The 14,325-nt window shown below is 41.7% G+C and carries 11 protein-coding genes and 1 pseudogene; 5 read left to right on the top strand and 7 right to left on the bottom strand.

Annotation, left to right across the window (positions count from 1 at the left end):
* Positions 1 to 204: 204 nt before the first annotated feature.
* Positions 205 to 2,553 carry a selenide, water dikinase SelD gene (gene selD, locus F6K52_RS19710; RefSeq protein WP_293081288.1) on the bottom strand — a complete coding sequence of 783 codons (2,349 nt, stop codon included), beginning with the start codon at positions 2,551 to 2,553 and terminating at the stop codon, positions 205 to 207.
* Positions 2,554 to 2,942: 389 nt separating this feature from the next.
* Here selD and F6K52_RS19705 point away from each other — a divergent pair, with 389 nt between their 5' ends.
* The 4 genes from F6K52_RS19705 to F6K52_RS19690 all read left to right on the top strand — a co-directional run bounded on the left by F6K52_RS19705 (position 2,943) and on the right by F6K52_RS19690 (position 7,029).
* The gene (locus F6K52_RS19705) at positions 2,943 to 3,860 is read left to right on the top strand and encodes a putative selenate ABC transporter substrate-binding protein (protein ID WP_293081285.1); all 918 of its coding nucleotides are present in this window, start codon (positions 2,943 to 2,945) and stop codon (positions 3,858 to 3,860) included.
* Positions 3,861 to 3,995: 135 nt separating this feature from the next.
* On the top strand, positions 3,996 to 4,853 hold the full coding sequence (locus F6K52_RS19700) for a phosphonate ABC transporter ATP-binding protein (RefSeq protein ID WP_293081282.1): 858 nt from the start codon (positions 3,996 to 3,998) through the stop codon (positions 4,851 to 4,853).
* Between the two features lie 18 nt (positions 4,854 to 4,871).
* Positions 4,872 to 6,503, top strand: a complete 1,632-nt coding sequence (locus F6K52_RS19695; RefSeq protein WP_293081279.1) for an ABC transporter permease subunit — start codon at positions 4,872 to 4,874, stop codon at positions 6,501 to 6,503.
* Between the two features lie 376 nt (positions 6,504 to 6,879).
* Positions 6,880 to 7,029 carry a hypothetical protein gene (locus F6K52_RS19690; RefSeq protein ID WP_293081275.1) on the top strand — a complete coding sequence of 50 codons (150 nt, stop codon included), beginning with the start codon at positions 6,880 to 6,882 and terminating at the stop codon, positions 7,027 to 7,029.
* 55 nt (positions 7,030 to 7,084) lie between these two features.
* Here F6K52_RS19690 and F6K52_RS19685 read toward each other — a convergent pair whose 3' ends face one another.
* From F6K52_RS19685 to F6K52_RS19655, 6 genes and pseudogenes are all read right to left on the bottom strand, one after another.
* Entirely contained in the window at positions 7,085 to 8,005 is a 921-nt protein-coding gene (locus F6K52_RS19685) for an Npun_R2821/Npun_R2822 family protein (protein ID WP_293081271.1), read from the bottom strand.
* A 10-nt stretch (positions 8,006 to 8,015) separates the two neighbouring features.
* On the bottom strand, positions 8,016 to 9,023 hold the full coding sequence (locus F6K52_RS19680) for an Npun_R2821/Npun_R2822 family protein (protein ID WP_293081268.1): 1,008 nt from the start codon (positions 9,021 to 9,023) through the stop codon (positions 8,016 to 8,018).
* Positions 9,024 to 9,029: 6 nt separating this feature from the next.
* Positions 9,030 to 10,007 carry a glycosyltransferase family 10 gene (locus tag F6K52_RS19675; protein WP_293081291.1) on the bottom strand — a complete coding sequence of 326 codons (978 nt, stop codon included), beginning with the start codon at positions 10,005 to 10,007 and terminating at the stop codon, positions 9,030 to 9,032.
* A gap of 277 nt (positions 10,008 to 10,284) precedes the next feature.
* The gene (locus F6K52_RS19670) at positions 10,285 to 11,190 is read right to left on the bottom strand and encodes a sulfotransferase (RefSeq protein ID WP_293081266.1); all 906 of its coding nucleotides are present in this window, start codon (positions 11,188 to 11,190) and stop codon (positions 10,285 to 10,287) included.
* Positions 11,191 to 11,317: 127 nt separating this feature from the next.
* Positions 11,318 to 12,517 carry a glycosyltransferase gene (locus tag F6K52_RS19665; RefSeq protein WP_293081264.1) on the bottom strand — a complete coding sequence of 400 codons (1,200 nt, stop codon included), beginning with the start codon at positions 12,515 to 12,517 and terminating at the stop codon, positions 11,318 to 11,320.
* Between the two features lie 1,530 nt (positions 12,518 to 14,047).
* A pseudogene (locus tag F6K52_RS19655) lies at positions 14,048 to 14,167 on the bottom strand (23S rRNA (adenine(2503)-C(2))-methyltransferase RlmN); the annotation flags it as partial.
* Between F6K52_RS19655 and F6K52_RS37040 the strand changes: the two are divergent.
* Positions 14,108 to 14,325 (top strand): hypothetical protein (locus tag F6K52_RS37040; protein ID WP_364418638.1); only part of this gene is annotated, 218 nt, incomplete at its 3' end. The pseudogene F6K52_RS19655 and the gene F6K52_RS37040 sit on opposite strands and share 60 nt — an antisense overlap.

Raw genomic sequence — 14,325 nt, 5'->3', positions numbered from 1 at the left:
TACAGCTATTTATAATACCATATAAATATTCAATAGCTCGAAAAAAATTTGAAGCTATTCTGACTAACTGCTATTAACTAGCAATAATACCTAGGCAGATCACTACAACCCATGTGTTAGCCTTTAAGACTGCGCTCCATCCCTACTGCCTACTACCTACTCTCATTAACGAAGAACGAAAGTACCTCACCCAATTGATAACTCCTATATAATAGTAATCGCTTTAGACATAGCTTCTGGAGCTGGGATGACCCGACCAATTAAGCTGCTTTGTTGATGACCGCAAGCTTTCAATTTCTTAATACATTCATCAGCTTTTTCCGTTGGAATAGCTGCTAGGAGTCCACCAGAGGTTTGAGGGTCAAATAACAACTGGTAGTTAGGTAAATGACTAACGTCTAATGGATTGTTGATGTAGAGAGACGATCGTAAATTTTTAGGGTGAATAGAACTAGTGATTCCTGCTTGCACAGTTTCTATTGCTCCTGGTAATATCGGAATCGCTGCTAACTCTAATTCCACGCTTACGTTTGAGGCGTTAACCATTTCCAGAAGATGCCCTAACAGTCCAAATCCGGTAATATCAGTACAAGCTGTTGCGCCACATTCACGAAAGACTTGGGCGCTGGTTTGATTAGATAGTAACATGGATTCCACGGCCTGCTCAATCCAGCGACCTTTGGCTTGGTAGCGCATATTAGCAGCAAAAAGAGTTCCCGTCCCAATCGCTTTAGTAAGAATCAGCACTTGACCGGGTTTCATACCGTTTTTGCGCAGCAGTTGTTCAGGATGAGCGAGACCGTTGCAGGATAGGCCAAAGGCTAATTCTGCCCCTTCGGTAGTATGGCCACCAATTAAGGAAGTCTGAGATTCTTGGAGGATTTTATTGGCTCCAGACATCACTTGATAAAGGGTTTCCTCGACCTTATCTTCTGTTCCGTAGGGAATCGTGACGACGGCTAAGGCACTTTGTGGGGTTGCCCCCATGGCAAAAATGTCACTCAAACAATGATTGGTGGCAATTTGACCGAAGATATAGGGGTCATCAATCAAGCTACGAAAATAATCGATAGTCTGTACCATCAATTGACCTTCTGGAACTTGCAAGATAGCGGCGTCATCAGGGTCACTCAGTCCCATCACAATATCCGGTCTTTCCAGGATGGAGAGCCGTTTGATTACCCTTTCTAAGGTGGTACTACTGACTTTTGAACCACAGCCAGCACAGGGCATTGTCGAGTGTGTTGGGGATTGTTGAGAAGGAATTGGGAGAGTTTTGGCTTCTATCATTGGTGGTAAGTCTTCAAACTTACTCATGAATTTCCGGTCGATGTGATCTTTCCTCTGCCACATCCATCGAGAGTGCCAACCAAACAATGACCAAGATGCGATCGCACTTTTGTCCCCTGTGCCAATTAAACTTAGATAGCGCTTCTGGGGAATGTAGGGAATAAGTTTTTTTCCTAATAAAATTCGTTGCAGGTTTTCAAATAACGGTTTGCCCTGACGAACGGCAAATACCCCGGCTTTGGGACGTTGGTAATTTTGCATAGTAGCAATATCACCGGCTGCAAAGATATGGGGGTGGGAAATTGATTGCAGGGTATCAGCAACGAGAAGAAACCCCCGCTCATCTGTGGTTAATCCTGAGGCTTTAATCCAACTCGGAGCCGAAGCTTGAGTGACCCAAAAGACATGATGGCATTCTACCTTTAATCCAGAGTCACAGATAACATTTAGTAATTCGGGTAGTAATTGGGGGTCTAAATGAGCACTGTCACTATTATTGTTTGCTATCGATTGATTCAGTTTATTCTGTTCGAAATGGGGAGATATTTTGCTGACACGTTCAAGTAAATGAAGCTGAATTCCCCGCTGTAATAAAATTTTTTTTAAGTGGTTGCTGACCCAATAATTGTGATGGGGTAACAGTTTAGTGCCTCGATGGAACAGGTGAATTTGTAAATTATTACTGCGCTGGGAATCATTAGTCAATCGTTGATGCAATAGTTTATGTAATTTGCCTTGGACATTCAGTGCCAACTCTACTCCCCCTGCCCCACCACCAACGATACCAAGGCTCAGAGGTTGCTTTGGGTTCTGTGTTACTCCTGCCACGATTCTCTCCCAAGCTGCCAAAAACTTAGGGACGGGTTTAGCAGCGATCGCATACTTGTGCGCTCCCGGCGTTGACATTGTCCCTGGCGTACTGCCAATATCGATCGACAAGTAATCAAAGGCAACCGGAGGATGGTCGCTACAGATAACTTTATTATCATGTAAGTCCAGACCGATTACCCTATCTATATATAACTGTGCCTTGGCAAACCCAGCCAGACGGCGCAAATCAATGTGAGCTTGATCGTAACTGTAAAAACCTGCCACATAACCGGGAAGCATCCCTGAATAGGGAGTATGGGAGGTATCAGTAATGAGGGTGAGACGGACCCCTGGAATAGGTTTCATGCCAAACATTTTCAGCGCGATCGCATGGCTGTGACCGCCACCAACTAACACTAAATCTTTGGTAATGGGATGGGAATATGGCTGCATAAGCTAGTGAATAAACCTTTTTTAAAATTTGATGAATTTTTGAGTTTAATCATACTACTTTTTTTGGACATGTATTTGAAAATATTTAGTTTTATACTTTATTTTTTTAGACATTTTAATGATAATCAATGCTTACAAATAAGTGCTTTTCAAGTATAGCATTATTATCAATTTATTTTTGTAATTATATAGTTTTTTTCGATTAAATTAAGGCTATATATAGCGTTTTAAATAGCTATGATTTACACAGATTTCCCCCCTACTCCCTACTCCCTACTCCCTATTCCCTATTCCCTACTCCCTAGAACGAAATTACCTCACCCAATTAAAAATTGCTAGATAGTGTATGATTGTCAGGATCATGATTTGATAATCACCCAAACATACCTATGCAAAAACGTTTACTAGGACTACTATTTATAGTATTGCTGCCTTTTAGCGCCTGTTCGTCTCAACCGAATTCTACGACCTCCTCTAGGAATGGGGCGCAGGTACAATCCTTCACTACAGGAGCGATTCCCGATCAAGATCCAGAAAAGTTGCAGCGACTCTACGGCAAGCTGACTGATTACCTAGAAGCAGAGCTTGGTGTACCAGTAGACTACAAGCCCGTAACTGACTATGCGGCTGCGGTGACAGCGTTTCGAGTCGGGGACTTAGATCTCGTCTGGTTTGGCGGACTTACAGGGGTTCAGGCGCGGTTGCAGGTAGATGGGGCAGAAGCGATCGCTCAGCGAGACATTGATGCAGAATTCCACACTGTTTTTATCGCTAATAAAAACAGCCAGATTAAGCCGATTCAGGATATCAGTGGTCTGAAAGCTTTAAAAGGAAACACCTTTACCTTTGGTAGTGAGTCTTCAACCTCTGGACGCTTGATGCCTCAGTATTTTCTAGAGCAAGCTGGGGTGCAACTGGAGGACTTTAAGGGCAAAATTGGGTTTTCTGGTTCCCACGACAAAACGATTCAGTTAGTAGAAGCTGGTAGTTATAAAGCTGGAGCGTTAAACGAACAGGTCTGGAAGAGTCGGGTTAATTCAGGGGAAGTGGATTTAGAGAAGGTTGAGGTAATTTGGCAAACTCCTTCCTATTATGACTACCACTGGGTCATTAATCCTAAGGTAAAAGAGCGCTATAGCGATGATTTTGTCCAGCGAGTCCAAGCAGCCTTGTTAAAACTAGACCCTAATGTTCCAGAACAAAAAGAGATTCTCGACTTGTTTGGGGCAGCTAAGTTTATTCCTACAGAAAATAGCAATTATGCTCAGATTGAGGCAGTTGGTAAAAAAATTGGTAAAATCAAATGAGCAATCACCTAGGTTTAAGCTAAAAGGTATTTTAAATACGTTTTAGCTATGCAAAAGCCATGCATGGCTATTGGCAAAAGGCAAAATGATAGTGGGATATATCTTTTTATTTGATTTCACTAATATACAGTTGAAATGCACAACAGCTTACCAATCTTTGAACTCAAACAGGTATCCCAGAAATTTGGTCAGTTTCGGGCACTGGCTAATGTTAACCTCAAGATTTATCCAGGTGAAAGAGTGGGCTTAGTTGGGTCAAGCGGTGCTGGAAAAAGCACCTTGATTCGCCTGCTCAATGGCACATTACTCCCCACTCAAGGGGAAGTCTGGTGTTTAGGGCGCAATCTTTCTAAGCTATCTCCCCATCGGTTGCGTCAGGTACAGCGACGAATTGGTACAGTTTACCAACAGTTTAATCTCGTCAATAATCTCAGGGTGATTCATAATGTCAATGCTGGCCATTTAGGGCGCTGGTCATTTGTGAAAGCAGCTGTTTCTTTAGTGTTTCCTTTAGAAGTGGAAACAGCTGCAAAGGCTTTAACTCAAGTCGGAATTCCAGAAAAGCTGTATGCACCAACTGATAAACTATCTGGTGGACAGCAACAACGGGTAGCTTTAGCCAGAGTGCTAGTGCAAAATCCTGAGGTGATTCTGGCTGATGAACCCATTTCTAATTTAGACCCTCAATTGAGTCGGGAAATGATGGATTTGCTCAGGGATATAAGTGACATAGGCTCGAAGACATTAATCATTAGCCTGCACGCCCTGGAATTTGCCCGCAATTATTGCGATCGCTTAGTAGGATTACGACAAGGAAAGATTGTATTTGATATTCCAACAGCCGACTTGTCGCCGAAAATGATAGAAGCTTTATATAGAACAGAGACGCCCGAGTCAACTGTTTCACCAAGCTTAATTAAGCATATCGAAAAATATAGTAGTTCTCGATGGGGTGAGAGACTTTCTTCCTCGGTTAATGGCAATAGGAAGTAGGGAGTAGGGGTAACAAAATTGACATTACTGTTAATGGTCAAGCAGTTATCTCGTCCGCCCTTACTGGATCGACGTGGACTGTGGGGACTGTTGTTTTTTGTTGCTATTGCTCTTTCCGCCTACGAAGCTGGAATATTTCAACAAGACCTATTCAATCCCGGTGGATTTCCCTTACTATGGCGATTTTTGCGAGCTAGTTGGCACCCAGAGATTAGTCCTGAGTTTTTGCAGCTGACCCTCAATGCCACTCTTACCACCCTCGCCTATGCCGCTTGCGGAACCTTTCTGAGTATTTTGCTGGGGATGGTAGGAGGAATTTTAACCTCACAAGTGTGGTGGTTGACCGTCTTTCCTCACTGGCCCTTGTCCCACAGTATTTGGCTAGGCATCCGGGGACTGCTGGCCTTTCCTAGAGCCATTCATGAGATGATATGGGGGATATTTTTCGTCAATATCTGGGGGTTAGATCCCCTAGTGGCCATAATTGCGATCGCTATTCCCTATGGTGCCATCGTTGCCAAGGTCTTTTCAGAAATTCTGGATGAAACGCCACGGGAACCGTTAATGGCCTTGCTCAATAGTGGCGTATCCCCCTTAACTGCACTTCTGTACAGTCTGATTCCCCAAGCCTTTTTAAATCTTCTTTCCTACACTGTCTATCGCTTTGACTGTGCCATTCGCTCAGCAACAGTACTGGGGATTATTGGTGCTGGAGGATTAGGTTATCAGATGTTTCTGAGTTTACAATCCCTGCGTTACGAGCAACTGTGGACATTTTTCTATGTTCTGGTCTTATTAAACGGTGCAGTCGATATCAGTAGTGCTATATTGCGCCGTCGGATTAATCTAAGCCTGCTTTTGATTTTAGTCTGCCTTTGCGTTTTGAGCTTTTGGTATGTCAGTCCCGGACTCAGCAAGGTTTGGTCTCCCCGTACTCAAGAACTTTTGGGGGATATTGTCCAAAGGGCATTTTCACCAGAAATTAATGGAGTGCAATTCCAACAGTTATTTACTCTCTCCATCGAAACCCTTGCCATGTCGATACTAGGGATTGCTGGTGCTGGGATTGCTGGCATGGTGCTGTCTTTTCCAGCAGCCCATAATTTTCTCCTTCCTGGAGGATTGCTCAATCCCAATCCCAAGGCATTAACTATTGCGTCGATACAAGGTTGGACAATACTGGTGCTAACTCGGATAGTCCTACTCTTTTGCCGAGCCATTCCCCCACCGATTTGGGCAATAGTAGCGCTGTTTGTCCTGTTTCCTGGAATTTTACCTGGTGCGATCGCACTGGGATTAAACAACCTCGGTATTCTAGGCAGATTAATGACAGAAACCAATGAAAACCTGGAAAAGCCTCCTTTAGAAGCCTTGAAAGCCCAGGGAACTCCAGGAACGCTACTGTTTCTCTATGGAATATTGCCGATTAACTTGCCCCGTTTCCTAGCTTATATCCTCTATCGCTGGGAAGTCTGCATCCGGGAGACTGTCATGGTCGGATTAGTAGGAGCTGGAGGGTTAGGTCTGTTGCTGACCGAACAATTGAGTAGCTTTGACTATAGCAGTGTAATGGTAACGCTGTTTTGTTTCGTGATTTTGACCTTTTTAGTCGATTGGGTCAGTGCTGCCGCTAGAGGCTCAAAAACTTAACTATAGCAATCCTGAGATTTCTCACAAACTTGAGAAAGTATGACTAGGACAAAGTATTTCGGCACAACTATACTGGCAGCAAAATCATTAGATCTCCCACATCCTTCCCCGTACTTGAATTAACTTCACCCCATCACCCATCCCCCTATCACCCCATCACTCCATCTGTGAGTGAACCAACTCTCTACCTATTTTTATTGGCACAAAAGAAACTTTTTGTCGATGATTTACGTCACCTAATGTTATGACAATTGTCACAACCCCTATTACCGTAGGATCACCCACGATCCAAGAAAAATTCAGGATACTGAAGATAGGGGTAACTACTTAATAACGTTACTACTACTAGATGACGTTGCGACTAGAGGAGTGTAAAATGTTGGAAAAACTTATCTTAGCTATCACCTTCACCTTAGTACTTTATTTATCGTCAGATTTCGGTTTAATCAGCACCGACTCAACTTCTTCTGCTCCTCCGGCATCGGACTTTACAGAAGAAGTTGTGAGTCACTTACCATCAAACTGACATCTGAGACTACTTCATTAACCCTTTTTGTAACCTTTTTAGGGCTAAATCCGCTTTACTTTTTCAGTGATTTGTGTAATTTGTTGGTAATTTGTTCCCATAAGCTCTTCTGAGTTTTAGGCTGCAAAGACTCATCCTCTGGCATAGGTTCATTCAAATAGCGGTAATGTTTCCAGATATCCCAATAAGGACAACCAGGCTGAATACGAATACCAGCCCAGTGTAGATATTGTAGGGGTTGATTCAAATTTGGATCAATAAGTCGTACTCCTTGGGTTTGAAATTGTTTACTACCTGCCCAATTTCCTGGAGCTCCCCCTGGTCTACGCACAATATTAAATCGGTGGTGCATCTGCTTCAATATCATATAGTTGATAATCGGCTGATCGGAGGTTTTCTGTGAAAAGTCAAAATACTCGGGATGAGCCGCACACTCAGCAAAGGTTTCATATAAAGTTTCTTCACTAATCTTATTTTTCTTGGCTCCCCAAAACCCCCCATTAAAGATATCCTTCAGTTCCGCTTCACTAAAAATCTTATCTTCAATAACTTTAGGGGTGAAAACATTGGTGATTCCCCCGACATGCTGGTAATCACAGCAAATAAAATCATAGTCAGCTAAGTAGTCAAGAGTATCTGCTATCTTCTCAAAAACAACGATATCGGTATCGATATAAATAAATTCATCAAAAGTTCCAAACCAGCAAGCCTGTTTGCGGAACTGATTCGGTCTAGCAAAAAATCCCTCCCCGAAAATTTCGTGTAGCTTAGTAGACAAGCGTTCGATAAACGCCAAATCTGGATAAATCTCTACCCCATAGGACTCTTGGAGAATCTGAGCCACCTTTTGATAATTGTCATCATAGGGAATCAAAACAATTGGGGTATCGCTATCATAAGAGCGGATACTATTTAGTAACGCAATAGACTGCTCAATCACCCGGTCATTAGCAGTGATGTAAATTCCACGATTCATAAAATCTGCCTCAACGACTCAATCCTAACTTCTTGAATACTTTAGTGGTTAAACTAGGAGGCTGGTTATAAGGTTTAGCTTTAGTGGTAAACTGAGGACGTTTTTCGGGTTGATGATAATATCGGTAATGTAAGAAAATATCCCGGTAGGGAAAGTCGATATTCTCCCCAGCACACAGTTGATTGAAAATTTTTGATTTGATTCCAATGTAATGAAGATAAGTCAGCCGATTCCCATGATCATAAAGTAGATTATCCTGAACGTCAAAGTGAGAAGATGTTACGGAATTGCCTGTTCTTTTATCTTTAGGCAAACTCACAGCAAAATTATGGATCGATAACCCAGACCTCATCCTCATGTAGTTGAGTACAGATTGGTTAGGCGCTCGCTTATACAGAACCTCTGCTTCCCCATTAGCTAACTGAGAAACTAACCATTCTCGCTGCTCTTCAGGAAATAATCCCCGCTTAGCCCCATAAAATCCGGAACAGAAAATTTCTGAATTAATCTGGGATTCATCGAATACTTCCAGTAACTTTGGTGAGGCTACGTTAAAAATATGTGCTGGGTCTTTATACTGAAAGTCATAAACCACAAAATCACTCTGATCTAACTGCTTAAAGACGAAATCTAAGGAATTCATCAGCACAGTGTCAGCATCGAGATAGATAAATTTTTCAAATGGACTCTCTGGATCAAAGGCACAGTAACGATGATTTTCACCAACCCGATAGAATTTCGTTTTCATGCCTTTTTCCTGCCATTCTTGTAAGGCATCAGGGTGAGTTTCCCAGACACGGTAGGAAAACTCTTCCCAACGGGCAAATAGTTCTGGATTATCCAGCAAGGTTACATTATCTCGGGTGGCAATGTCTTGACGGACTTTGTCTAACTGATCATTGTAAGCAATTACACAAACTGGAGTGTCTTTCCCAGCGTTAACTTCTATGCTATTGAGCAGTGCTACCAGTTGGTTGTAAACCACATCATTAGCTAATGTATAAATTCCTGTGCTCATCTAGACTTACCCCAGTTTTTCCACTACCTTAGACAAGAAGTTGAGTAAATTCAACTCATGTAAAATGATTTGACGTGCTTCTGCGATCGCATCTAGAGCCTCATGCCATGCATCCGGTGTAGCGGTCACTTCCTCAATGTAAGCTAAACCCTTTTCATCCTCACTTGGCAGTCTCAAAAAGCTTCCTGGAGGCAATAATTTATCAGCAGCAGAACCACCATAGTAGATGGGTAAACACCAGGCTAATAAAGCATCCCACAACTTTTCACTCACATACCAATCATTACCAGCATAGTTTTCAATCGCTAGGTTGTAGTAATAAGGAGCCATGGCATTCCACTTATTCCCTACTTTTCCATATCCGTTTACCCAGTCTGGCAAATCCCGTCCATACACGTCAAATTCTAGATCACTGTCCCTCAACATCTTCAAAAATGCCAAACGCTGACGATGATTAGCCGTACGAGCAATACCGGAGGTAATCCAACAACAGGAACGAGCTTTTTCAGGCGCTCCCATTTCATTCAATTCACGAAACGAATTGTTGTGGTATGAAATAGCAGGCATATAGTCAGGAATTGGCGCAAAATCATCAGGACCACATACATAGCCACAGTATTCCTGAGCTTGTTTATATTCATTAATTCGGAACTCTTCCCGTTCTGGAAAGGGAGGTTCCCGCACCAAAGAAATAATCCGTTCTTTTGGCACTCCCCGCAAGAGAGTCTTGAGATCTGTGACCTTAGGCTCAGGGGGCTTGTGAGCTAGCCCAAAAAAATTGCCAAATTTGGGTAATGGTGGTTTTTTATCAGAAAATTCGTTAAAGTTGTATAGCAGTAAAAAATCCGGTTGAGGTGCAGTAGCTATCATTTGAATATTTTTCCAAACCCCCAAAGGACGAGGGGTTTGCTTCCATAGCCAATCAACAGGACTGGGTTTCAGTGCCTGATAGCTACTTATCATACCGATAACTTTTTTGTCCATAGTTTTGGACATAGCTTAATTCCCTAACTCATCAAGTTGAAGTTGATAATAATTTGATCAGCTTAGTTTAAGCTAAACGTAAGCCTATGCGCTACTTGAGGTGCTACGCCAACAGCTATCAGCATTCAGCCTATGGGCGTAGCGAATCGGTGCTTTTAATAAAGTAAGCTGACTGCTGACTGCTGACTGCTAACTGCTTACAGCTTAACTTACTTAACTTAATTGTCAACTTATAATTGTCAACTTATAATTGTCAACTTACTTGTTAACTTAAGTTTCAACACTTTAGCCATTGGGAAAGATCCCGACCAATCAAATCTTGAAGCTGAAGGATATCCTCACGATAGAATTCAATCAATTGCTTCCGCACTGCTGGTGATAACTTAGGTTTCCCACGATTTAAATATCTAATCTTATTAACTAGTTTATCCCTTAGGCTAGTAGGAAGCAATGGACTGAGAATGGATTTAACTGGGTGCGGTTGGTCCAAAAATGATTCCAAGGCTTTGTTTTTGGGAAGGCGAGGAGCTTGCCTAACTTTTTCAGATATATCTGGGGTAAAGGTATCGTCTATCTGCAAAAAATCAAACATATCTTTTAGCATACCTATAGGATTATTATTCAAATCTTCGTATAGATAAACCTTAATTTGGCTTTTTTCAAACGCCTCATAATAACGCTTCATTTGGACATAGTAAAGTCCCTGGTGTTTATAGTGCCAGAAAGACCACCAGTTATTTTGAATGCGCTTCTCTTCTTGGGCAAGAGCCTCAGCAAAATCCGTTAGTGGCTCGCGCTCTTGCTTGAGTAAATGTAAATAGTTGGAATAGGCTCTTTCTGCTGGATCTCGAAGAATGGCGATCAGTTTCGCCTTAGGAATGTAGTACTTTATGCGTTCAACAGATTTCGCAATGTAGAGATAACTTGTAGATGCTTCACCAATAGCTACTTGATTAGTTACCTTTTTAAAAAGTTTACGATAGGCGTCAATATCAGTGACAATGAAATCAGCTTCTTTTTCATCTCCCAAACCACCGAAATCTAAAGTTTCCCCTTCAAAAGCAAAAAACCTAGGTTCCTTGGCAGGACTCATGTAGATTTGCGGATGCTGCTTTAGATATCGATAAATTGAGGTAGTTCCAGCCTTAGCTGCACCTATAATTAAAAAATTGGGTATTGTCATTAGTCTATCTAGTTAACTGATACTTGATAAAGTGAAATATGTTTAATAAAGTCTTTATATTATACATGATTTTATCAGGAGATATGGTCTGAACTTTTAATGTTATAATCTCTTAAATATAACCCTATTAATCACATAATATAGGATGTAGAGATTCTGATACATTGCTCATAATTTTGACAATTCTATTTTCCCAACAAAACTGACGCCCCCACTTAATTTGAGCGGCATAACCATTTACGTTTCTGGGATAGGTTTCTAATACCTGTTGGAGGCAACGAGTGAATTGAGCTGGGTTATCCGGTTCACACCAGCCAGCAATAGCACTCGATGATTTAAATTCCATCAACGGAGGAATTTCTGTTGCCACAATCGGAGTTCCTGAAGCCATATACTCAAAGAGCTTCAGAGGAGAGGTAAAGCTAGCCGCCTCACCAGAACAGTGAGGATGAGCCAACACATCAGCGGCTTGAAGTAAGCTGGTAAGCTGCTGGTGGGTAAGATAACCTAAAAAGGTAACATTGTCAGCTTGTTTTTCCCTAGCTAGCTGTTGATAAGACTCTACTTGAGATTCATTGCCACCAGCAAATACAAATTGAATCTGTGGTAATTCTTTAGCAACATCAACTAATAAGTTGACCCCTTTGAAGCGATAGAGTCCTCCTGAATAGACCACTAACTTTTGGCGGTTATCCAGCAAAAGTTTTTTGCGCCATTCAGAGGCTTGTTCTGGTTGTCTTACTAAAAAAGACTGATTGAAGCCACTATGGAGTTTGATAATTTTTTCTGGGGGCATACCCCTACGAATCATATCGTCCCGAATATTATCAGCCACGGTGACTGCGACTTGAAAAAGTGGGTTTTGGACAATCGATTGATCATAGTCACTTTTTTCATAATGTTCCCGCTCATAAATGACTGGTACACCATGCTTGATGGCTGTTTTCACTAAATTCCAATCCAATGTGTGTAAGATTTGAGTATGGGGAAAAATATGAATTGGAAAATAGTAACGACAAACGATTGTGCTGGGGCTAGTCAGTTTGCCTTGGATTTGACCAATGGGCCAAGGCATAGCTAGGGGAGCCACCTTGAGCTGATCTTGAATACTGTAAAACTTGGTCAGGTTTTCCGGTGGATGTTGGAGCCGAAAGGGATAAACCCAGTCTAAGGGATTCAGGGATTTCTCTGGCGGGTGAAGATAGACTAAAACAGTAGAATAACCAAGGTTAGCAGCAGCATTGGCGGAATTGACATCATGAACTAAGTAGGCCGCATTGGGTTGAGGTACAGTATGTCTGGTAAAAAAAATATAATGTTTTTTCATTATTAGTTGCTAATTTTAAGTTGAATTGATAAGATACTGTCTTTGCTATTAATACTCAGGGTAAGCACATCTCAAATCCTATTGATATAAAGGTTTTGACACATCATTCTGAGGATATAAACAAGCAGCAATCATCGGAGCGCATATAGTGATTATCCATAGCAGCTCGATTCGATTTTTGACGATTACTACCCCTGAAAGATTGCTCTAAATTCAATGGGTTAAGTGCAATTATGCTTTACTTACACATATCTTTGTAAATTAATCTGTGTTGTGATATACAAAATTAGATGCGCTTGCCTTGCCTAATCCCTATACTATTGCTTCAGTAATTCCGCTGATTTATCCCAATTTCAGTTATGCTCGCTACACATAACTGAAGATGGGGCAACGGATTGCTTAACTCAATTAACAGATGGCTCAAGAATCGTCAACTATCAATGACCAATTACCCGATCCAATTACCCGATTTTCGAGAGGATAAGTATTCAAGCAAGTAAGGTATCATATCTCACATCTTTTGTGATAAAACTAGTTTATTCTACGGTAAATATTATCATTTTTTTGTATAAAAAATAACATAAAATCCTTAGGGATCAATTAGGGATCAATAGGAAATAAGCTTATTTTTAATAAAAATTACTTAGTCTTGGAGTGCCAATCTCTTAAAAAGATTAACAAATGCAAACCATATTGCTAAGTATTGTTAAATAAATTACAAAAAAAATAATACTTAAATACAATAGTTAAGTAAACATTAACGATTACTGCCTCCAGATGAATCAGTTGAGGGTCATATCTAACTAGTACAAGACGGCACAAATAAAGTAAAGCTACCATTAAAAACCAATGAAAAGCTTACATCATCCATCAACTTGTGGTGCGACCCGTGGCAAATTTAATTCCCCTAGGTCAAGGGCACCGGGGTTTGAATTTTGCAAAGCATTACTAGTAGATGGTTGAACCAGGGTCGGTGCTTTTTAGAGGCAGTCATTTCTTGATGCAATAGCGAGTGGTTTGAATTTACCGTAAGACAGTGGAGCCTTGTCTTGATGCAGTCGCTCATGGGGGAAACCCCCAAGACCGCGCTGCCTTCCCAAGACCGCGCTGCATCGCTTTTTAATAACTGACTAAATTAAACAAGGTTTAACATGCAGATAATACAGAAAGTTTACTGTCCTAATTGTGGCAGTAGCGCTCAAAGGATTCATTGTCAAAACACTCACCTAACCCAGACTCAATGCCCCGTCTGTGATTATTTAATGATTAACTGCTCTCGTACTGGCAGGGTGGTTGAGGCTTATGCCCCTGGCATCTATGCTCCTAGTGCATAACCAATAAGGGGGTGAGGGGGTGAACTCATAAGGGTAGGTTTTTAACAGAAGGGTTAGTAAAACTTCCCTTCTTGATGCAGTCGCTCATGGGGGAAACCCCCAAGACCGCGCTGCATCGCTTATATTTTGTTCGCCTCCATCCTATCTAACCAACCTTTAAAACATGACCTTAAAACATGACCTTAAAACATTACTTCTAACTACTTCTAGATGCTCTAAGTTGTCCACAAGCGGCGTCTTTGTCAAGACCACGGGAATGGCGTACACTGACAGCAATGTGTTGCTGTTTGAGAGCTTCAACAAAGCCTTGAATCCTGCGGTCAATCTGCTGCTTCACCCAGCGCTCACTCGTGCTGAGGTACTGTTCGACCAAACCCCGCAGCGTATCGCCAAGCGTCTCGACATCGGAAGCGAGCGAACCGCACAAGCAGATGATCCCCTGCCGCTGGGTTTCACGGTGCATTTCGACAAATG

It is taken from the genome of Moorena sp. SIO3H5 (genome assembly GCF_010692395.1).
Lineage (GTDB): Bacteria > Cyanobacteriota > Cyanobacteriia > Cyanobacteriales > Coleofasciculaceae > Moorena.
Note: the sequence above shows the minus strand (reverse complement) of the source record. Positions and strands in the feature narration are given on the sequence as shown.